Source organism: Ruegeria sp. CDSA077 (assembly GCF_059612265.1).
Genome location: NZ_JBXWQG010000005.1, coordinates 144,671 through 163,476, shown reverse-complemented (window position 1 = coordinate 163,476; position 18,806 = coordinate 144,671). Strand labels below are relative to the sequence as shown.

Here is an 18,806-nt window from a genome sequence, read left to right as displayed (position 1 = left end):
TATTGGGTCGCATCAGATAATCCCCAGCTCTTTGCCGACCTTGCCAAAGGCGGCCAGCGCACGGTCCAGCTCATCCTTTGTCAGCGTCGCATTCATCTGCGTTCTGATCCGTGCCTTACCGCGCGGGACGACGGGGAAGAAAAAACCCGAAACATAAACGCCTTCGTCAAACAGCTTTGCGGCCATGTCCTGCGCCAGTTGTGCTTCGCCCAGCATTACCGGGATGATCGGGTGTTCGCCCGGTAGAAGGTCAAAACCCAACTTTTCCAATCCCGCGCGCCAATACTTGGCGTTGCCGAACAGTTGCGCGCGCAGCATGTCGCCCTCTTCGACCAGACGGATGGCTTCGATCCCGGCAGCAACGATTGAAGGCGGCAGCGAATTTGAGAACAGATAGGGCCGCGCCCGCTGCCGCAGCAGGTCGATCACTGGCTGCGGCCCGGCGATGTAACCGCCGATAGCCCCCCCAAGTGCCTTGCCCAAGGTTCCCGTCAGAATGTCCACGTCGACACCGAAATGATCCGGTGTACCGGCCCCGTTCGGACCCATGAATCCGGTGGCATGGCAGTCATCGACCATGACAATGGCGTCATATTTGTCCGCCAGTTCGCGGATTTTCGGCAAGTTAGCCAGATAGCCATCCATCGAAAACACACCGTCTGTCGCGATCATGATGTGTCGCGCGCCGTCCTCGCGTGCCTGCTTCAGCCAGGCCTCCAGATCGTTCATGTCGTTGTTCAGATAACGATAACGTTTGGCCTTGCACAACCGTACCCCGTCGATGATTGAGGCATGGTTCAGACTGTCCGAGATGATGGCGTCTTCAGGCCCTAACAAAGGCTCAAACAGCCCTCCATTGGCATCAAAACAGGCGGCAAACAGGATCGCATCGTCCTTATTCAGGAATTGTGCCAGCTTCTGTTCCAGCTCACGGTGAATGTCCTGTGTGCCACAAATAAACCGGACCGAGGCCATGCCGAACCCTTTGGGCTCCATCGCATCTTTGGCGGCGGCGATCAGTGCCGGATGATCGGCCAGACCCAGATAATTGTTGGCGCACAGATTGATGACCTGCCTGTCGCCCACAGTAATCTCGCCGCCCTGGGGCGAGGTGATCATTCGTTCACGCTTGTACAGACCCTCCGCTTCGATCTGCACGAGGGTGTCGGTGACATGGGACAGGAATGCATCTGACATGGCGATCTCCGTTCAACTGAGTCGCATGTCTAACATAACGGATGAAATTCCCAAATAGGGGAATTACAGTATGAAGGAAAAATTTCCGTAAAGGCGGAAATGCGCCGGTGTCAGGCGTTTTTGACGATCAGGAACACCCTTGCTGGCTTCTTGGCAGTAATTGAATGCAGAACGTCGGCCGCGTATCGCGCGGTGTCGCCCTGGTTCAGTTCGCTGACGGCACTGCCCGAGGTGACGCGCACCGCACCTTCAAGTACCGTCAACTGTTCATGCGCGCCGCGGGCGTGTGGTTGGCTGTTCAGCGCGCCATCACTGTCAAAGCGGATATCGTAGACCTCGTGGCCACCGGCCTCTTCGGGCGGGGAGAGGATACGGATGCGGCAATTCTGGCCCATATTGTCGATGCTGGGCACTTCGTCGCTGCGCAGGGTTTCGATCTGATCGGCGTTATTGGCCTCTTCCAGCAGGCCAGCGAAGTCCACCTGCAGGGCGCGGGTCAGGTTCCACAGGGTCGAGATCGTCGGGCTGCTTTCACCGCGTTCGATCTGGCTGACCATGGATCGGGACACGCCGCTGAGATTGGCCACAGCTTCCAGCGACAGGCCTTTGGCGCGGCGGGCCTCTTTCAGGCGGGCGGGCAGGCGCGTCAGGATATCGTCTGAATTTTCCGTCATGACGGAATCTCATGCGCGTTTGGTGGCCTCATGTCAATTCCGCTTGTGACGGTACGTCCTATGGGACAGTTCCAATGGCTGGATGCATAGTGCCCGCAAATCCACGAGGAGAAGAGACATGAAAGATATCGTCATTCTTGATGGTGCGCGCACCGCGATTGGCACATTTGGTGGCGCCTTGGCTTCAACTGCGCCGATTGATCTGGCGACCGTTGTGACTGAAGCGGCGATGGAGCGATCTGGAGTTGCGCCCGAGCAAATCGGCAATGTGGTGTTTGGTCATGTCATTAATACCGAACCACGCGACATGTACCTGTCACGCGCCGCGGCCAAACAGGCCGGTATTCCGGTTGAGACGCCCGCGATGAACGTGAACCGCCTGTGCGGGTCCGGTGCGCAGGCGATTGTATCGGCCGTACAGTCCCTGATGCTGGGCGATGCTGAATTCGCGGTGGCTGGTGGCGCCGAAAGCATGTCGCGCAGCCCCTATATCGTGCCACAGGCCCGTTGGGGTGCAAAGATGGGCGATGTCGCCTCGATGGATATGATGCTGGGTGCGTTGAACTGCCCGTTTGGCACTGGCCATATGGGCATTACGGCCGAAAACGTTGCTGATGAGCACCAGATCACCCGTGAGCAGATGGATGAATTCGCGATGGCCAGCCAAACCCGTGCGGCGGCTGCGCTGGAGGCGGGGTATTTCCAAAGCCAGATCACGCCGGTTCAGGTCAAGGTCAAGCGCGACATGGTCGATTTCATGGTCGACGAGCATCCCAAACAGACATCCGCCGAGGCGCTGGCCGGGCTGCGTCCTGCCTTCCGCAAGGATGGCCGGGTGACGGCAGGCAACGCGTCGGGCATCAACGATGGTGCGGCGGCGATGGTACTGGCCTCGGCGGAGGCGGCCGAGAAGGCCGGCTTGAAACCCAAGGCACGCATTCTGGGCTATGGCCACGCAGGCGTACGCCCCGAGGTGATGGGCATTGGTCCGGTTCCTGCGGTGCAGAACCTGATGGCGCGGACGGGCCTGACGCTGGGTGATTTCGATGTGATCGAAAGCAACGAAGCTTTTGCCGCGCAAGCGTTGGCCGTGAACAAAGAGCTGGGCTTGGATGCCGCCAAGGTAAATCCGAATGGCGGGGCGATTGCGCTGGGCCATCCGGTGGGTGCAACCGGTGCGATTATAACGCTGAAAGCCCTATATGAGCTGGAGCGCACGGGCGGGTCCAAGGGTTTGGTCACCATGTGCATCGGTGGCGGTCAGGGCATCGCCATTGCCTTTGAGCTGCTCTGAAACCGAACCAAGCAGGGGGGCTGTCTGGCCCTCATCGCGCCTGTGGCGCAATTCCCCCGAAGGTATTTTTGGCCGGATGAGGCGGGCGGGATTGGGTTTAGCTGAAGCTTGTCAGCAATAGGACGAGCGCCGCGCCGGTAGCGGCACCAATGGTGGCGGGCAAGGCAACGGACCATAGGCGCGACCGGGTCGGCTCATCCTTTTGGGTTTGGGAAATCAATGCGTTTTCCACCAGTGCTGGAAGCCGCGGACCAAACCGGGCCAGAACCATTGCTGTTTTGCCAAGATCGCGAAGTGCGGCGCGGGGGCCGATGGATTGTTTGATGTAGTCTTCGACCACGGGCCGGGCGACTTCCCAGATGTTCATTTGCGGGTCGAGTGAACGCGCGACGCCTTCGACCACAACCATTGTACGCTGAAGCAGGATCAGCTCGGTACGGGTTTCCATGCCGAAGCGTTCAGTGACTTCGAACAGATAGCTGAGCAACCGTCCCATTGAGATATGGGTGGCGTTCATACCAAAGATCGGCTCTCCAACCGCGCGCAGGGCACGGGCGAATTCATCGACATCCTGATTGGCAGGGACATATCCGGCCTCGAAATGCACCTCGGCCACGCGCTTGTAGTCGCGGCGGATAAAGCCAAAGAGAATCTCGGCATAGACCCGGCGCGTGTATTCGTCGATATGGCCCATGATGCCATAGTCATAGGCAATGATATCGCTATTTGCCGCGACCTTCAGGTTACCCTGGTGCATGTCAGCGTGGAAATAGCCGTCGCGCAGAGCGTGGAGAAGGAACAGGCGCAGCACGCGTTCGGCCAGATCGCGGCGGTCATGACCGGCTGCATCCAGTGCGCCATTGTCGCCCAGCGGGATGCCATCTGCCCAGCTGAGTGTCATTACCCGACGCGCCGACAGGGACCAGACCACGGGGGGCAACCAGAATCCGGCATCGTCCTTGGTGTTAGCGGCATATTCCGAGGCAGCCGAGCTTTCCAGACGTAAGTCCAGTTCGCCACGCACGACGCCGTCGAAATGTTCGATCACTTCCATCGGGCGCAGGCGGCGCGCGCCGGGGGCGAAGAGTTGCACGATTCGGGCAGCGAAATAGAACGCATCAACATCCTTGCGGAAGGCACGTTCGATCCCCGGCCGCAAAACCTTGACGGCGACATCCTCGCCTGTGCTGACCAACTTGGCCTTATGGACCTGGGCGATTGAGGCGGCCGCAATCGGTTCGCTAAACTCATCGAATATCTCGACGACGGGTTGACCAAGCTCTTTCTCGACCTCGGCCATGGCCTCGGCCTTGGAGAACGGGGGCAGTTTGTCCTGCAGCACGCGTAGCTGTTCTGCCAGTTCGTCTCCAACCACGTCGGGCCGCGTGGACAGAACCTGACCGAATTTTATATAAGCAGGTCCCAGGGCGGTGAGGGCACGGGTGGCTGGGGGCATCGACGGATCGCCTTTGTAACCCAGCCATTGAAAGGGTTTGCCCAGGGTGTGGGCCAGAACTCGCAGGGCACGTGGTGCTTCGAACGCGTCCAGGACGACATTCATGGCACCCGTCCGTTCCAGCGTCGCGCCGGTCCGGATCAAGCGGATGATATTGTGAGGGCCGCGCATCAGATTTTCCAGCCGGAATGCAGCGCGGCAATGCCCATGGTCAGGTTACGGTATTTCGCGTTGTCGAACCCGGCGGTGCGGACCATGTTCAGGAAAGTATCCTGATCCGGGAAATTACGGATCGATTCGACCAGATACTGATAGCTGTCATAATCATTGGCGATCAGTTTCCCCATGCGCGGGATGACATTGAAACTATAGAGGTCATAGAGTTTCTGCAGCCCGTCATTGGGCAACTGGCTGAACTCCAAAACCATCAGGCGGCCGCCGGGTTTCAATACGCGGTAGGCCTCGTTCAATGCCTCTTGCGGGCGAGTCACGTTTCGGATGCCGAAGGAGATCGTGTAGACGTCAAAGGTGTTATCCTCGAACGGCAGGGCCATCGCATCGCCCACCACCCAATTCAGACTGTCCGACATCTGATCCGCCTCGGCCCGCTGTCGGCCTTCGATCAGCATCGGCTCGGTCAGGTCCAGAACGGTGGCATGGCCACGGCCTGCGCGTTTCAGGAACCGGAACGAGATATCGCCGGTGCCGCCCGCAACGTCCAGCAGGCGCTGACCGGGGCGTGGGGCCAGCCAGTCCATCATTGCGTCTTTCCAGATCCGGTGAATGCCCATCGACATGACATCGTTCATCACATCGTATTTTGAGGCGACCGAGTTGAACACGCCCTGCACGCGCCCGGCCTTGTCGGCCTCGCGCACGGTTTCGAACCCGAAATGAGTGGTCTTGTCGCTGTTGTCGGACATTTGCCTTGCCGTTTGTCGAATTTCGCCTCTGTTATAGGGCCATAAGAACCGGGCACAATGCGGCCCTTTGGAATAGGAGCCAGGAAATGCCCGAATTGCCCGAGGTCGAGACAGTAAGACGCGGCCTGTCCCCGGCGATGGAAGGTATCGTGATCGAACAGGCGGATGTAAATCGCCCCGATTTGCGCTGGCCGTTTCCTGACCGGATGGCCGAACGGCTGACCGGCCAGCGGGTCGATCGGTTGCGGCGGCGGTCCAAGTACATTCTAGCTGATCTTAGCAGTGGCGAAACGTTACTGATTCATCTGGGCATGTCCGGGCGAATGACGGTCTCGGGTGATCCGCTGGGTCAATTTGCGCATACCCATCCCATGCCCGAGAAACATGACCATGTGGTGTTTCACATGGCCAATGGTGCCCGGATCACCTTCAATGACCCACGTCGGTTTGGTGCGATGGACCTGCTACCTACGGCAACCGCCGAGCATAATAAGCTGTTATCGGTCCTGGGACCGGAGCCTTTGGGCAATGATTTTCATGAACAGCATCTGATCGAAGCGTTCAAAGGCAAGAACACACCGGTCAAATCAGCGCTGTTGGATCAGGGAATCGTTGCAGGACTGGGCAATATCTACGTCTGCGAAGCGCTGTATCGGGGTCGAGTGTCGCCACGTCGCAAAGCGGGACAGATTTCTTCAACCCGCGTTGCCGGGTTGGTTCCGATCATTCGTCAAGTGCTGCAGGAGGCGATCGAGGCAGGTGGATCGTCGCTGCGGGATTTCCGGCAAGCCGATGGAGAACTTGGATATTTTCAGCACAGCTTTGATGTCTACGGGCGCGAGGGTGCGCCCTGCCGGACAGGGGGGTGCGGGGCAGAAATCAAGAGAATCACCCAGTCCGGTCGCTCATCCTTCTATTGTGTGCAATGCCAAAGATAGCTTGATCCAAGTTTTTCGCGTGGTAAGGAATCGTACCTGAACGGAACAACCGGAAGCTTTAACTCATGGCTTTTGAGACGATCATCGTCGAAATCGAAGACCACGTCGCCCTCATCAAACTCAACCGCCCCGATGCGATGAATGCGCTGAACACTCAGTTGCTGGGTGAATTGTGCACCGCGTTGGAAGAGGCGGATGGAAACGACAAGGTACGCTGCGTCGTCATCACCGGCTCGGACAAGGCCTTTGCCGCAGGTGCGGACATCAAGGAAATGTCCGAGATGAGCTTTGTTGACGTCTTCACTGTCAACCTGTTTGCCGAGGCCAACGATCGTATCTCGGCCATCCGCAAACCTATCATTGCCGCAGTTGCGGGTTATGCGCTGGGCGGTGGCTGTGAATTGGCGATGCTGTGCGATTTCATCATTGCCGCCGATACTGCCAAATTTGGCCAGCCTGAAATCAATCTGGGCGTTATTGCTGGGCTGGGCGGCAGTCAACGTCTGACCCGGTTCGTCGGCAAATCAAAATCGATGGACATGAATCTGACTGGTCGCTTCATGGACGCGGAAGAGGCTGAACGTTCTGGTCTTGTCAGCCGGATTGTACCGGCTAAGAAGTTGATCGAAGAAGCCATTGGCGTGGCCCAGAAAATTGCCGAGAAATCGCAACTGTCGACGATGGCGGCAAAAGAGGCGGTCAACCGCAGCTATGAAGTGCCGTTGAGCGAAGGTATGTTGTTCGAGCGCCGGGTGTTCCATTCGATGTTCGCCACCGAGGACCAGAAAGAAGGCATGGCAGCCTTTCTGGAAAAACGCTCGGCTCAATTCCGGGACAAGTAAACCGGCCACGAAATATGTATCGAACTGGCGGGCTGAGCCCGCCTTTTTCTTGCCCGCGGTTCAGCAGTACAGAATCGGCTTGGCAAAGCCTCAAAACTTGTCTATGCACCGCCGCTATACATGCGCGTGCGGCCCGCTTGGCCCGACTCACACTCGTGATTCTGATCCGGTGCGGATATCCGTGGCGCGCTTACTACATAAACGTACCGAACAAAGGTCAGAGACACATGGCAAATTCGCCCCAGGCAAAAAAACGCGCTCGTCAGAACGAAAAGCGTTTCGCCGTTAACAAAGCGCGTCGTTCGCGTATCCGCACCTATCTGCGCAAAGTAGAAGAAGCAATCGCATCCGGTGACAAGGACGCAGCAACTGCTGCTCTGCGCGCAGCTCAGCCCGAACTGATGCGCGGCGTCACCAAAGGCGTCTTCCACAAGAACACAGCCTCCCGCAAAATGTCCCGTCTGTCGGCCCGCGTTAAATCGCTGGGCTGAGTCTTTATGTGACCTAGGGTCACGTAAGCATGGCTGAACTATTCCGAAGGGCGTCGCATATCGCGGCGCCCTTTTGCTGTTGCCAGAATACCGCGTCTTCACGTTGCCGAGAGATTCTTTCGCACAAAGACCCGAGTCAATATCAGAGTTTCGTTGCCGCAGACGTCGGCCTCTTGTTACCACTGATACAGCGATTCACTCGCTTGGGGGGACAGGCTGTTCCTACGATTGTACTGACGGGCATCAGAGCGGTCGAGGAACGAATGTTGGCATCCGGATAAACCGGTTTGCTGATCTGCTGAGGGTCTTGGGGTAACCGAGGATCCGAGCCCTGTCTAAAGATAAGATTGCGAAGCGCAGGCCGCTTTTCGGGATATTCAGGTGCTGGATGTCACGAGTTTGGATTGTGCTGACTTTCAGGGACAAACCCGCCAAACTTCTGCGGTTTGGCGCAGGGTATCCTTTTGCGAGTGACATCGTGATCCGGGCGACCGGGGCTTAGTAATAAGGCCGACAGGCCAATAAAGAATGGGATGCGTGAGGCGCTTAATGACACAAGAGAAATGGGGACTACTGCGTAACAAACTGCTCAAGGCGATCGGAAAGAACAACTATACCACCTGGATCGAGCCTCTTGAATTCCAAGAGCTGCAGGACGGTGTAGCGGTGTTCTCGGTTCCGACGAACTTTATGGGCAATTATGTGAGCCAGAATTTTGCGGATCTTATCCTGTATGAGATGAACACCGCCGGAGAATCTGTACAGCGCCTTGCGTTCCGAGTGGCAGCGAACTCTCCGGTACGTCCTTCGAACGACGTGGCAACTGCGCCTGCCCGCGTTCAGGAAGCGCAAACGCAGACTTTATCCGCGACCGCAAATGATGCGTTGGAATCCCTGCAGGCGGCGCCGTTGGATTCTCGTTTCACGTTTGACAGCTTTGTTGTCGGCAAGCCCAACGAGCTGGCCCATGCCGCCGCGCGTCGTGTGTCCGAAGGTGGCCCCGTGACTTTTAACCCGCTGGTTCTGTATGGCGGTGTCGGCCTGGGTAAAACCCACCTGATGCATGCCATCGCCTGGGAACTAAAGACCAAACATCCCGAATTGAATGTTCTGTACCTATCGGCGGAACAATTCATGTACCGCTTTGTGCAGGCGCTGCGGGAACGCCGGATGATGGACTTCAAACACCTGTTCCGTTCGGTCGATGTGTTGATGGTTGATGACGTCCAGTTTATCGCTGGAAAGGATTCGACTCAGGAAGAGTTCTTTCACACCTTCAACGCGCTGGTAGACCAGAACAAACAGATCATCATCTCGGCCGACCGCGCCCCGGGCGAGATCAAGGACCTGGAGGACCGTGTGAAATCACGCCTGCAATGTGGTCTGGTCGTCGATCTGCATCCCACCGATTACGAACTGCGTCTGGGCATCCTGCAAACCAAGGTTCAGCAATACAGCCGCACCTATCCTGACGTGACTATCGTAGATGGGGTACTGGAATTCTTGGCCCATCGCATCTCGACCAATGTGCGTGTTTTGGAAGGGGCCTTGACCCGGCTGTTTGCCTTTGCCTCGCTTGTCGGGCGAGAGATCGACATGGAGCTGACGCAGGATTGCCTGGCGGACGTGCTGCGCGCGTCAGAACGCAAGATTACCGTCGAAGAGATTCAGCGCAAAGTGTCAGAATATTACAATATCCGCCTTAGCGACATTATAGGCCCCAAGCGTTTGCGCTCCTATGCGCGCCCGCGTCAGGTGGCGATGTATCTGTGCAAACAGCTGACCAGCCGCTCTTTGCCCGAGATTGGCCGTCGGTTTGGCGGACGCGATCACACCACGGTCATGCATGGCGTCAAACGCATCGAAGAACTGAAGACAACCGATGGCCAAATCGCCGAAGACGTGGAAATGCTGCGTCGCGCGCTGGAAGCCTGAGTATCTTCTAGGCATTAAACAGGCGCCCCGGATCTTGATGGCCGGGGCGTTTTTTTGTGCGCAATAGTCCACGGTTGGCTATGAACTGTGACCGCAGGGTCACGCGCCTCTTGACCCTGCGGGCAAACCGACTCAGAAATCCATAAAAAATCCTTGTGCCTCGGGGCGGAGGCGCTAACGTGCCAGTCCCGCCCATTTTCGGCACGCAAGTCAGAGGAATTAAGGGTATGAAGATCAGCATCGAACGCGGCACCCTTCTCAAGGCCGTTTCCCAGGCCCAATCCGTCGTCGAACGACGCAACACGATCCCTATACTTGCTAATGTTCTGATCGAGGCCGAAGGCGATCAGGCCATGTTCCGCGCCACCGATCTGGATATCGAAGTGGTCGACAAGGCCCCTGCGCAGGTGGAAAAGGCCGGCGCCACCACGGTTGCCGCCACAACCCTGCACGAGATTGTGCGCAAACTGCCCGATGGCGCGCTGGTCACCCTGACCGCCGACAGTGCGGCAGGTCGTCTGACGGTTGAAGCCGGGCGATCGAACTTCTCTCTGGCGACTCTGCCGAAAGAAGATTTCCCAGTTATGGCATCATCGGAATACCAGTCGAACTTTACGGCTTCGGCAGCATTGCTGCGCCGTTTGTTCGACAAATCGAAATTCGCCATCTCAACCGAAGAGACGCGGTACTATCTGAATGGCGTCTATATGCATGTTTCAGATGGCTCCGAAGGCGGCAAGGTGCTGCGCTGTGTGGCCACCGATGGTCACCGTCTGGCGCGCATTGACGCAGACCTTCCGGATGGGGCTGCGGATATGCCCGGCGTGATCGTGCCGCGCAAAACCGTGGGTGAGATGCGCAAGCTGTTGGACGATGACGAGATGGATATCGCCGTTTCCGTCAGCGAAACCAAGGTGCGTTTCGCAACGCCGGATATCACGCTGACCTCGAAGGTGATCGACGGCACATTCCCCGACTACACACGGGTCATCCCGCAGGGCAACACGCGGCAACTGGAAGTGGATGCGGCTGAGTTTGCGCAGGCCGTCGACCGGGTTGCGACGGTCTCGTCGGAACGTTCGCGCGCGGTCAAGCTACAGCTGGACACGGATAAGTTGGTTCTTTCGGTCAATGCACCGGACAGCGGTGCAGCCGAGGAAGAATTGGCCGTCGCATATTCAGATGAACGGCTCGAGATCGGTTTCAACGCAAAATACCTGCTGGAAATTGCTTCTCAGGTAGATCGCGAAAACGCGGTGTTCCTGTTCAACTCCGCTGGTGATCCGACCCTGATGCGCGAAGGCAATGACCTGAGCGCGGTCTATGTGGTCATGCCGATGCGTGTCTGATCGGCTTTGGGGGCTGATCGCTGAGGAAAGAGAGGGGTCATGACCTTGGCCCTGACCGAACTGACGGTCTCGCATTTTCGCTCTCACAAACTGGCGCGTTTGTCGCTGGATGGCCGTCCGGTTGCCATTCACGGACCCAACGGCGCGGGTAAGACCAATATCCTTGAAGCTGTTTCGATGTTTTCACCCGGCCGTGGCATGCGGCGGGCCAGTGCTGCCGAGATGACGCGGCGGCCCGAGGCGCTGGGCTGGAAGCTATCCGGTCTGCTGCAAGCGCAGGGACAGCATTACGAGATCGAGACATGGTCCGAAGGCGGCACGGCGCGGCAGGTTCGGATTGATGGCAAATCCGCCAGTCAGATTGATCTGGGTAAACTGGCGCGGGTCGTCTGGCTGATCCCGTCGATGGACCGGCTGTGGATTGAAGGCGCCGAGGGGCGGCGGCGATTTCTCGATCGCATCGCGCTGAGCTTTGATCCCTCCCATGCCGAAGCATCCCTGATTTATGAAAAATCCATGCGCGAACGAAACCGGCTGCTGAAAGAGCAGGTGCGTGATGCCCATTGGTACGCGGCGCTGGAAGGGCAGATGGCCGAGACTGGGCATCGTATTCATTTGGCACGAGTGGCCGCGCTGAATCATCTGCGTGCTGCACAGGACCAGGCTGAAACGGCCTTTCCGTCGGCTGATCTTGAACTGGTTCAAACCGAAGGCGCCATGCCGGAAACGGCGGAGGACCTGTGCGAAGCGTTGAATGAAAGCCGCTTTCGCGATCTTGCGGCGGGGCGGACGCTGGTCGGGCCGCACCGGTCGGATCTGTATGGCGTCTTTGCCGCCAAAGGCGTTCCGGCCAAAGATTGTTCAACCGGTGAGCAAAAGGCGCTGCTTGTGTCCCTGATCCTGTCCAACGCGCGGGCACTGGCCGGGTTGGTCGGGGCGCCGCCGATTGTGTTGCTGGATGAGGTTGCCGCCCATCTGGATGCCGGGCGCCGCGCCGCGCTTTATGAAGAGATTTGCGCGTTGGGGGCTCAGGCCTGGATGACGGGGACCGGGCCTGAACTGTTTGCAGAATTGGGGGACCGGGCCCAGACCTTGGTTGTCACCGAAGGTGATGAGGGCTCGATCGTCGATTAGGCCGGTTCGCTGACCTTACGTTCCCACAAGAAGCCGCGCATTACTTCGTCAACTGGGGTTTGTGCCATGTGATTGACGTAGTTCGACATGGTTTTTTGCGCCAGGCCCAGCACCACATCCAACACGGCACGGTGCGAATACCCGGCGTCAAAGAAGGCTTGCAGCTGCGCATCGGTCGGATTGCCGCGGGACTGCATCATTTGCAAAGTGAACGTCCGCAGAGCCTCGAGCTTGGCATTGGGCAGCGCGGTTTCGTTGCGCAAGGCATCAGTGATGTCATCCGACACCTTCATCATCTTGGCGATGCCGGTATGGGCCGGCACGCAATAGTGGCACTCGTTCTCGACATTGATGGTCTGCCAGACGACGGTTTTTTCGTCATTGTCGAAATCGGTCTGCATGAAGAGACCGTGCAGAACCTGATAGCCTTCCAGATGCTGCGGGCTTTCGGCCATCACCTTATGCAGGCCGGGCAGGCGGCCAAACGCGGCCTGAGATTTTTCCAGCAAAGGTTTGGATGCTTCGGGCGCGGTGGTCAGGTCGTGGGATGGGAAATCGGCCATGTGGATGCTCCATTTTTTGATGTCTGAGTTGGAAATAGTCTTTCTTGAGTGATCACTCAAGTATATATTTGAGTGACCGTTCAAGAATTGGTGATGTCGATGCCCCGCAAACCTACCTATGACCGAGACGCGCTGATCGCGCAGGCCCGCGACATATTCTGGCGCCATGGCTGGGCCGGGACGTCGTTGAAGGATCTGGAGCGCGAGCTGAAGTTGAAACCGGGCAGTTTCTATGCGGCCTTTGGGTCGAAAGACGCGCTTTATGCGCTGGCGCTGGAACGTTACACGCAGGACGGTGTAGCGCGGCTGACAGCGCTGGCAGAAGACATCGGGCCGCTGGCCGCGTTAAAGACGCAGCCGCAGATTGTGATCGATTCCAGCCAAACGCCGGTGCAGGCCTGTATGCTCGCCAAGACCTTTGCCGAATTGCAGGCCAGGGATCACCAGCTAGCGCAGAAAGCCAGCCGGCATATGGCTGAGATGAAGCAATGTTTTGCAACGCTGTTTAGACAGGCGCAACAGGCCCGAGAGATCGGTCCTGACCACGATCCAGAGCGGCTTGCGGCGCGCTATCAATCCGACCTGTTGGGCCTGCGATTGTCCGCTGAACGCAGCGACGTCAACGCCAAGGAAATCGCCGCAGATATCGCCGCAGACCTCGATCAGCTTTGATCGGCTGAAAATCCAAACTCTGGCACAAAATATTGGGGGATCGCGTGACATTCCCCACCAGAGAACGTATAAGTTACCAAAATAATATAGGTACTAACGGCATGTCCGAAGACGCACAGGCACCGCAAGAATACGGCGCGGATTCAATCAAGGTTCTCAAAGGCTTAGAGGCAGTTCGAAAGCGCCCAGGCATGTATATCGGCGACACCGATGACGGCTCGGGTCTGCACCATATGGTGTATGAGGTTGTCGACAACGGAATTGACGAAGCTCTGGCCGGTCATGCCGACCATGTGACAGTGAAAATTCACGCCGATTCCAGCGTCTCAGTCAGCGACAACGGTCGCGGGATTCCGGTGGATATCCATCCCGAAGAAGGCGTGTCCGCCGCCGAGGTCATCATGACTCAGCTGCATGCGGGCGGTAAGTTCGACAGCAACTCGTACAAAGTGTCTGGTGGTCTGCACGGCGTGGGCGTTTCGGTTGTGAATGCGCTGTCCAACTGGTTGGAACTGCGCGTCTGGCGCAAGGGCAAAGAACATGTTGCCCGGTTCGAAGGGGGCGAAACCGTCGAGCATCTGAAAGTGGTCGGCGAATGTGGTGACCGTACGGGGACCGAGGTGCGCTTTCTGGCCTCGACTGATACGTTCTCGAACCTCGAATACTCGTTCGAGACGCTGGAAAAGCGCCTGCGCGAGCTTGCCTTCCTGAATTCGGGTGTGCGGATCATCCTGGTCGACGAACGCCCCGCAGAACGGCTGGAAACCGAGCTGTTTTATGAGGGCGGCGTGAAGGAATTCGTCAAATACCTCGACCGGTCAAAGTCGTCTGCCATGCCCGAGCCGATCTATATCAAGGGTGAGCGGGACGATATCGGTGTCGAAATCGCGATGTGGTGGAATGACAGCTATCACGAGTCGGTTCTTCCCTTTACCAACAACATACCTCAGCGCGATGGCGGTACTCATATTGCGGGTTTCCGGGGTGCGCTGACCCGCACGATCAACAACTATGCCCAATCTAGCGGCATTGCGAAAAGGGAAAAGGTCAGCTTTACCGGCGATGACGCGCGCGAGGGCCTGACCTGCGTGTTGTCGGTCAAAGTACCGGATCCAAAGTTTTCCTCACAGACCAAAGACAAGCTGGTCAGTTCCGAGGTCCGCCCTGCGGTCGAAGGGATGGTGAACGAGAAGCTGGCTGAATGGTTTGAGGAAAACCCAAATGAAGCCAAAATCATCGTGGGCAAAATCATCGAGGCTGCTCTGGCCCGTGAAGCCGCACGAAAAGCCCGTGAACTGACCCGCCGCAAAACGGCGATGGATGTGAACTATCTGGCTGGCAAGCTGAAGGATTGTTCCGAGAAGGACCCGTCAAAGACCGAAGTTTTCCTGGTCGAGGGGGACTCGGCTGGTGGCTCGGCTCAGACGGGTCGGGATCGTTTGACACAGGCCGTGTTGCCGCTGCGTGGGAAAATCCTGAACGTGGAGCGCGCACGGTTCGACCGGATGCTGTCGAGCCAGGAAATCGGTAATCTGGTAATGGCGCTGGGCACGGGCATTGGCCGCGATGAGTTCAATATCGAAAAGCTGCGCTACCACAAGATCGTTATCATGACGGATGCGGATGTGGATGGCGCACATATCCGGACGCTGTTGTTGACCTTCTTCTTCCGGCAGATGCCAGAGCTGATCGAGGGCGGATACCTGTATATCGCGCAGCCGCCGCTTTATAAGGTCGCGCGCGGTAAGTCCGAGGTGTATCTGAAAGATCAGGCGGCATTGGATGACTACCTGATCAATCAGGGCGTCGAGGGTGCGGTGCTGAAACTGGGTTCGGGCGAGGAATTGACCGGCCAGGACTTGGCGCGCGTGGTTGACGAAGCGCGCCAGCTGAAACGCGTTCTGGATGCATTCCCGACGCACTATCCGCGTCACATTCTGGAACAGGCCGCCGTGGCCGGTGCCTTTGTCCCCGGTGCGGTTGATGCCGATCTGCAAGGCGTGGCCGACAAGGTCGCAGCCCGTCTTGACCTGATCGCATTGGAATACGAACGTGGCTGGCAGGGTCGGATCACGCAGGATCACGGCATCCGCCTGGCTCGTATCCTGCGCGGCGTTGAAGAGGTGCGTACGCTGGATGGCCCGATGCTGCGCTCGGGCGAAGCGCGCAAGACCGGCAGTTTTACCCAAAGCCTGCAGGAGATCTATAACACATCCGCAACCCTGATCCGCCGCGACCGGTCGCAGGCCATCCACGGTCCGCTGGACCTGTTGCGTGCCATTCTGGAAGAGGGTGAAAAGGGCCTGTCCCTGCAGCGCTATAAGGGACTGGGCGAGATGAACCCAGATCAGCTGTGGGAAACCACGTTGGACCCGGATGCAAGGACGCTGTTGCAGGTACGGGTGAATGATATGCTCGAAGCTGATGACCTGTTTACTAAATTGATGGGTGATGTCGTGGAACCGCGCCGTGAATTCATACAGAAAAATGCTCTGAGCGTCGAAAACCTGGACTTCTGAATTTTTGTATGTGCGCCCAAAGATTTGCATTTTTGGCCCAAAACTCTGGGCGCATTAACCTTCAACTTTCTTAGTTCGAGGTTCCATATCTTCGGGTCTCATTCTTTGCTTGTTTCGCGCCATCGCCGTATTGCCGGGGAAGGTTTTCGGATGGCCGCTTCCAGCTTGAAGCAGACTTTCAAAACTAGACTTTGCAGTTTCCGAGATGCGGGACGAAGCCGCCATAGGCACCATCGCAAGCAATGACGGTTGTCAGCCCAATGCGGGCTTGGTCGATCCGCAAGCAGGGAGGCGAGCAGGCATAGGCGCTGGCAACTACCTTGGTCTGATTTACAGGTAAGCCGCGCAAAAGCGGCGAATGCGAACACGTATTTGCAGAACCCTATTATACCAGTTGATTAATTAACAATATGGTATAATATGTCACCATGACAGGTGATGAACAACTTGATGCAGCTTTTTCCGCACTGGCCCACCCGACGAGGCGCGCGATTCTGGCCCGATTGGCCAAAGGCACAGCGACTGTGAACGAGCTTGCAGAACCCTTCGATGCGACCTTGCCCGCGATTTCCAAACATATCCGGGTACTGGAGGCTGCTGGCTTAGTCTTACGTGGCAAGGATGCTCAGTTCCGCCCTTGTGCTTTGGACACAAAACCGCTGGAGGCCGTTGCAAGCTGGACCGACCAATACCGTTTCATCTGGGAAGCTCGGTTCGACGCAATGGAAAGAATTCTGAATGGAATGAAGGAAACACCAGATGAATGACGAGAAGAAATGGATAAAGATCGAGCGAGAATTTGACGCCCCGATTGGCACCATCTGGGACATGTGGACTGACCCGGCCCTGTTTAGTGCATGGTATGGACCCCGTGGCATGTCGGTTCCAGTAGCCGAAATGGACGTGGTTGTTGGCGGCACTCGTAAGGTTTGCATGGAAATGACGTCCGCCGAGCGACCCATGAAAATGTGGTTCACGGGTGTGTACAAAGAAGTCACCCGTCCGCATCGCCTCGTCTATACGGAGAGTATGTGTGATGAGGATGGCACCCTTATCACACCTCAGGCGATGGGCATGCCTGATGACTTTCCTGACATCACCGAGATCATTATTGAACTCTCTGAAGCGAATGGCAAAACTTTGATGACCATGGTCCACATCGGTGTTGAGGCGGGCACAGCAGGTGCCGGTGGCTGGAATCAGGCCTTTGACAAGCTCGCTGAGTATCTTTCTGCAAGAGAAGTTAGCTGACAGGTAGGACGCATGCGACAGCTTGCCATTCTGACATTCGTGACGCTCGATGGCGTGATGCAATCCCCGAGTATGCCAGACGAAGACCCGTCTGATGGGTTTGTAAATGCAGGCTGGGCTGCCCCTTATTGGGACGGCGTGATGGACAAAGTCGAGCGTCACGCCATGTCCGAACCATATGACATGGTTTTTGGTCGCAACACCTACGACATCTTCACGGACCATTGGCCGGGTGCACCAAAGTCCGCTCTTTCAGACCGAATGAATGGCGCCAGGAAATACGTCGTTACTTCGCAGCCTGACAGTTTGCGCTGGGAAAACTCGCACCCGATCAACGTTGACGTTATCGGCGAAATCTCGGCTTTGAAGGCGAGGGATGGGCCTCTTTTACAGGTGCATGGCAGTGCCCGGCTGATACAAACGCTTCTGGCCCATAGTCTTATCGACGAGTTCCGCTTGTTGGTTTTCCCTGTGGTTGTCGGTAGCGGAAAGCGTCTTTTCCAGAACGGCAGCCCATCATGCCAACTAGAGCTCACTAGATTTGAACACTGCGGAAATGGTGCAACGATGCAGTTCTACCGGCCCTAAAGTGATCACTCTATCTCCACATAGCAGCCGTGAAACTGGGCTCGTTGCCACCATGCTATACGCTCAGCTCAATTGATTGTTCGCAGCCCAAAGAAGCCATTGGTCGCGGCTGCAAAGAACGACAGAAGTACACTAAGTGCACCAAGATCAACGTGCTTTCTTGATCTTTATCTTGTCAAGTTTCGCTCTGCTCTTGGTCGATTCCTCAGAGCGTGTGAGAGCTTTGGCTATGGCTTTCAAGCCCATGCCCTTTGACACCAGTAGGTGCAATTTTTGAATTTCTTCTTGTGTCCAAGCTTGACGGTGGCGCTCAAAACGTTCTGGTATGGTTTTCGTCTACCTTATTAATGTGCCTGATCTGTCATAAAGCATGGTCATCGTGTTGGTGCCAGCTCAAGGGCAATCACGAGTATTTTCAAGAAGCAGGGTTGATGCCAAACGCGACAAATGACGGCACCCATCCCTATACGAATATTCCACCGTCATCCTACCTCGGATAAAACAGACGTTCCTCCAAGGATCAGAGTTGGTGGAGTCGGCCACCAAGCAGACCTTCGCTGCTAGCGCAGCACTAGGACTCAGTGACGGCAGCAATGCACAGGAAGCGGATTTTTAATCTAAGATGCAGTGTTTTTGTCTTAGACAGCAGCTATGCGGACAAAGCGACACTTCGCTGCGCATGCACGAATGTCTTCTTTCAGAGCAAGTCACGAATTCCAAGCCAAATTTCATTGGCATGTCGAAGATAAGGGCATTCGACACGCCTACATCAAACATGGAACGCCACAACTCAACGGGAAAGCGGAGCGATCTCACCGGTCCGATCAACAAGAATTCTATCAGCTTCTCAATTATAAAGGCGACGTAGATCTCGATGCCAAACTCGATGAATGGGAGCGGTTTTACAACTTCGCAGGGCCACATGTCGCGCACAACGGCCAGACACCTTACGAAGCTCTTAGAGACAATCTACAATAACC

At 56.8% G+C, this 18,806-nt stretch carries 17 protein-coding genes and 1 pseudogene; 13 read left to right on the top strand and 5 right to left on the bottom strand.

Annotated elements, in window-relative coordinates; all coding sequences use genetic code 11:
• Window positions 1-12: 12 nt before the first annotated feature.
• Both AC2FLE_RS12720 and AC2FLE_RS12715 read right to left on the bottom strand, forming a co-directional pair.
• Entirely contained in the window at window positions 13-1,197 is a 1,185-nt protein-coding gene (locus AC2FLE_RS12720; RefSeq protein ID WP_496697444.1) for a glycine C-acetyltransferase, read from the bottom strand.
• Between the two features lie 110 nt (window positions 1,198-1,307).
• Window positions 1,308-1,871 (bottom strand): helix-turn-helix domain-containing protein, encoded by a 564-nt coding sequence (locus AC2FLE_RS12715; protein WP_271950762.1) that lies wholly within the window; start codon window positions 1,869-1,871, stop codon window positions 1,308-1,310.
• A gap of 118 nt (window positions 1,872-1,989) precedes the next feature.
• Between AC2FLE_RS12715 and AC2FLE_RS12710 the strand changes: the two genes are divergently transcribed.
• Window positions 1,990-3,165, top strand: a complete 1,176-nt coding sequence (locus AC2FLE_RS12710) for an acetyl-CoA C-acyltransferase family protein (protein WP_496697442.1) — start codon at window positions 1,990-1,992, stop codon at window positions 3,163-3,165.
• Between the two features lie 97 nt (window positions 3,166-3,262).
• Here the strand turns inward: AC2FLE_RS12710 and ubiB are convergent, their stop codons facing one another.
• Entirely contained in the window at window positions 3,263-4,792 is a 1,530-nt protein-coding gene (gene ubiB, locus AC2FLE_RS12705; protein WP_282022492.1) for a 2-polyprenylphenol 6-hydroxylase, read from the bottom strand.
• Window positions 4,792-5,544, bottom strand: a complete 753-nt coding sequence (ubiE, locus tag AC2FLE_RS12700; RefSeq protein WP_142638232.1) for a bifunctional demethylmenaquinone methyltransferase/2-methoxy-6-polyprenyl-1,4-benzoquinol methylase UbiE — start codon at window positions 5,542-5,544, stop codon at window positions 4,792-4,794. The genes ubiB and ubiE overlap by 1 nt, the downstream gene beginning before the upstream one ends.
• Window positions 5,545-5,630: 86 nt before the next feature.
• On the opposite strand from ubiE, the gene mutM reads away from it, so the two are divergent.
• The 6 genes from mutM to recF all read left to right on the top strand — a co-directional run bounded on the left by mutM (window position 5,631) and on the right by recF (window position 12,233).
• A complete protein-coding gene (gene mutM / locus AC2FLE_RS12695) occupies window positions 5,631-6,482 on the top strand; it encodes a bifunctional DNA-formamidopyrimidine glycosylase/DNA-(apurinic or apyrimidinic site) lyase (protein ID WP_496689846.1) in 852 nt (283 codons plus the stop codon).
• A 65-nt stretch (window positions 6,483-6,547) separates the two neighbouring features.
• Window positions 6,548-7,324: an acryloyl-CoA hydratase gene (gene acuK, locus AC2FLE_RS12690; protein ID WP_142638228.1), complete on the top strand. Its 777-nt coding sequence runs from the start codon at window positions 6,548-6,550 to the stop codon at window positions 7,322-7,324.
• 227 nt (window positions 7,325-7,551) lie between these two features.
• Window positions 7,552-7,815 (top strand): 30S ribosomal protein S20, encoded by a 264-nt coding sequence (rpsT, locus tag AC2FLE_RS12685; RefSeq protein ID WP_281973595.1) that lies wholly within the window; start codon window positions 7,552-7,554, stop codon window positions 7,813-7,815.
• Between the two features lie 549 nt (window positions 7,816-8,364).
• Entirely contained in the window at window positions 8,365-9,750 is a 1,386-nt protein-coding gene (dnaA, locus tag AC2FLE_RS12680; protein WP_142638224.1) for a chromosomal replication initiator protein DnaA, read from the top strand.
• Between the two features lie 227 nt (window positions 9,751-9,977).
• Window positions 9,978-11,099 (top strand): DNA polymerase III subunit beta, encoded by a 1,122-nt coding sequence (gene dnaN / locus AC2FLE_RS12675; RefSeq protein ID WP_271950744.1) that lies wholly within the window; start codon window positions 9,978-9,980, stop codon window positions 11,097-11,099.
• 39 nt (window positions 11,100-11,138) lie between these two features.
• Window positions 11,139-12,233 carry a DNA replication/repair protein RecF gene (gene recF, locus AC2FLE_RS12670; protein WP_496697440.1) on the top strand — a complete coding sequence of 365 codons (1,095 nt, stop codon included), beginning with the start codon at window positions 11,139-11,141 and terminating at the stop codon, window positions 12,231-12,233.
• Here the strand turns inward: recF and AC2FLE_RS12665 are convergent.
• Entirely contained in the window at window positions 12,230-12,796 is a 567-nt protein-coding gene (locus AC2FLE_RS12665; RefSeq protein ID WP_271950739.1) for a carboxymuconolactone decarboxylase family protein, read from the bottom strand. The genes recF and AC2FLE_RS12665 overlap by 4 nt on opposite strands.
• Before the next feature lie 99 nt (window positions 12,797-12,895).
• Between AC2FLE_RS12665 and AC2FLE_RS12660 the strand changes: the two genes are divergently transcribed.
• From AC2FLE_RS12660 to AC2FLE_RS12635, 6 genes and pseudogenes are all read left to right on the top strand, one after another.
• Entirely contained in the window at window positions 12,896-13,468 is a 573-nt protein-coding gene (locus AC2FLE_RS12660; protein WP_496697438.1) for a TetR/AcrR family transcriptional regulator, read from the top strand.
• 101 nt (window positions 13,469-13,569) lie between these two features.
• Window positions 13,570-15,987 (top strand): DNA topoisomerase (ATP-hydrolyzing) subunit B, encoded by a 2,418-nt coding sequence (gene gyrB / locus AC2FLE_RS12655; RefSeq protein ID WP_271950736.1) that lies wholly within the window; start codon window positions 13,570-13,572, stop codon window positions 15,985-15,987.
• A gap of 428 nt (window positions 15,988-16,415) precedes the next feature.
• On the top strand, window positions 16,416-16,754 hold the full coding sequence (locus tag AC2FLE_RS12650) for an ArsR/SmtB family transcription factor (RefSeq protein ID WP_496697437.1): 339 nt from the start codon (window positions 16,416-16,418) through the stop codon (window positions 16,752-16,754).
• Window positions 16,747-17,238, top strand: a complete 492-nt coding sequence (locus AC2FLE_RS12645) for an SRPBCC family protein (protein WP_496697435.1) — start codon at window positions 16,747-16,749, stop codon at window positions 17,236-17,238. The genes AC2FLE_RS12650 and AC2FLE_RS12645 overlap by 8 nt, the downstream gene beginning before the upstream one ends.
• Before the next feature lie 12 nt (window positions 17,239-17,250).
• The gene (locus tag AC2FLE_RS12640) at window positions 17,251-17,826 is read left to right on the top strand and encodes a dihydrofolate reductase family protein (protein WP_496697433.1); all 576 of its coding nucleotides are present in this window, start codon (window positions 17,251-17,253) and stop codon (window positions 17,824-17,826) included.
• 708 nt (window positions 17,827-18,534) lie between these two features.
• Window positions 18,535-18,804: pseudogene (locus AC2FLE_RS12635) on the top strand (integrase core domain-containing protein); the annotation flags it as partial.
• Window positions 18,805-18,806: the final 2 nt, after the last annotated feature.

Bases quoted from the DNA above. Each gene is read 5' to 3' on its own strand.
- AC2FLE_RS12720 (WP_496697444.1), bottom strand. From the start codon at position 1,197: ATGTCAGATGCATTCCTGTCCCATGTCACCGACACCCTCGTGCAGATC.
- AC2FLE_RS12715 (WP_271950762.1), bottom strand. From the start codon at position 1,871: ATGACGGAAAATTCAGACGATATCCTGACGCGCCTGCCCGCCCGCCTG.
- AC2FLE_RS12710 (WP_496697442.1), top strand. From the start codon at position 1,990: ATGAAAGATATCGTCATTCTTGATGGTGCGCGCACCGCGATTGGCACA.
- ubiB (WP_282022492.1), bottom strand. From the start codon at position 4,792: ATGCGCGGCCCTCACAATATCATCCGCTTGATCCGGACCGGCGCGACG.
- ubiE (WP_142638232.1), bottom strand. From the start codon at position 5,544: ATGTCCGACAACAGCGACAAGACCACTCATTTCGGGTTCGAAACCGTG.
- mutM (WP_496689846.1), top strand. From the start codon at position 5,631: ATGCCCGAATTGCCCGAGGTCGAGACAGTAAGACGCGGCCTGTCCCCG.
- acuK (WP_142638228.1), top strand. From the start codon at position 6,548: ATGGCTTTTGAGACGATCATCGTCGAAATCGAAGACCACGTCGCCCTC.
- rpsT (WP_281973595.1), top strand. From the start codon at position 7,552: ATGGCAAATTCGCCCCAGGCAAAAAAACGCGCTCGTCAGAACGAAAAG.
- dnaA (WP_142638224.1), top strand. From the start codon at position 8,365: ATGACACAAGAGAAATGGGGACTACTGCGTAACAAACTGCTCAAGGCG.
- dnaN (WP_271950744.1), top strand. From the start codon at position 9,978: ATGAAGATCAGCATCGAACGCGGCACCCTTCTCAAGGCCGTTTCCCAG.
- recF (WP_496697440.1), top strand. From the start codon at position 11,139: ATGACCTTGGCCCTGACCGAACTGACGGTCTCGCATTTTCGCTCTCAC.
- AC2FLE_RS12665 (WP_271950739.1), bottom strand. From the start codon at position 12,796: ATGGCCGATTTCCCATCCCACGACCTGACCACCGCGCCCGAAGCATCC.
- AC2FLE_RS12660 (WP_496697438.1), top strand. From the start codon at position 12,896: ATGCCCCGCAAACCTACCTATGACCGAGACGCGCTGATCGCGCAGGCC.
- gyrB (WP_271950736.1), top strand. From the start codon at position 13,570: ATGTCCGAAGACGCACAGGCACCGCAAGAATACGGCGCGGATTCAATC.
- AC2FLE_RS12650 (WP_496697437.1), top strand. From the start codon at position 16,416: ATGACAGGTGATGAACAACTTGATGCAGCTTTTTCCGCACTGGCCCAC.
- AC2FLE_RS12645 (WP_496697435.1), top strand. From the start codon at position 16,747: ATGAATGACGAGAAGAAATGGATAAAGATCGAGCGAGAATTTGACGCC.
- AC2FLE_RS12640 (WP_496697433.1), top strand. From the start codon at position 17,251: ATGCGACAGCTTGCCATTCTGACATTCGTGACGCTCGATGGCGTGATG.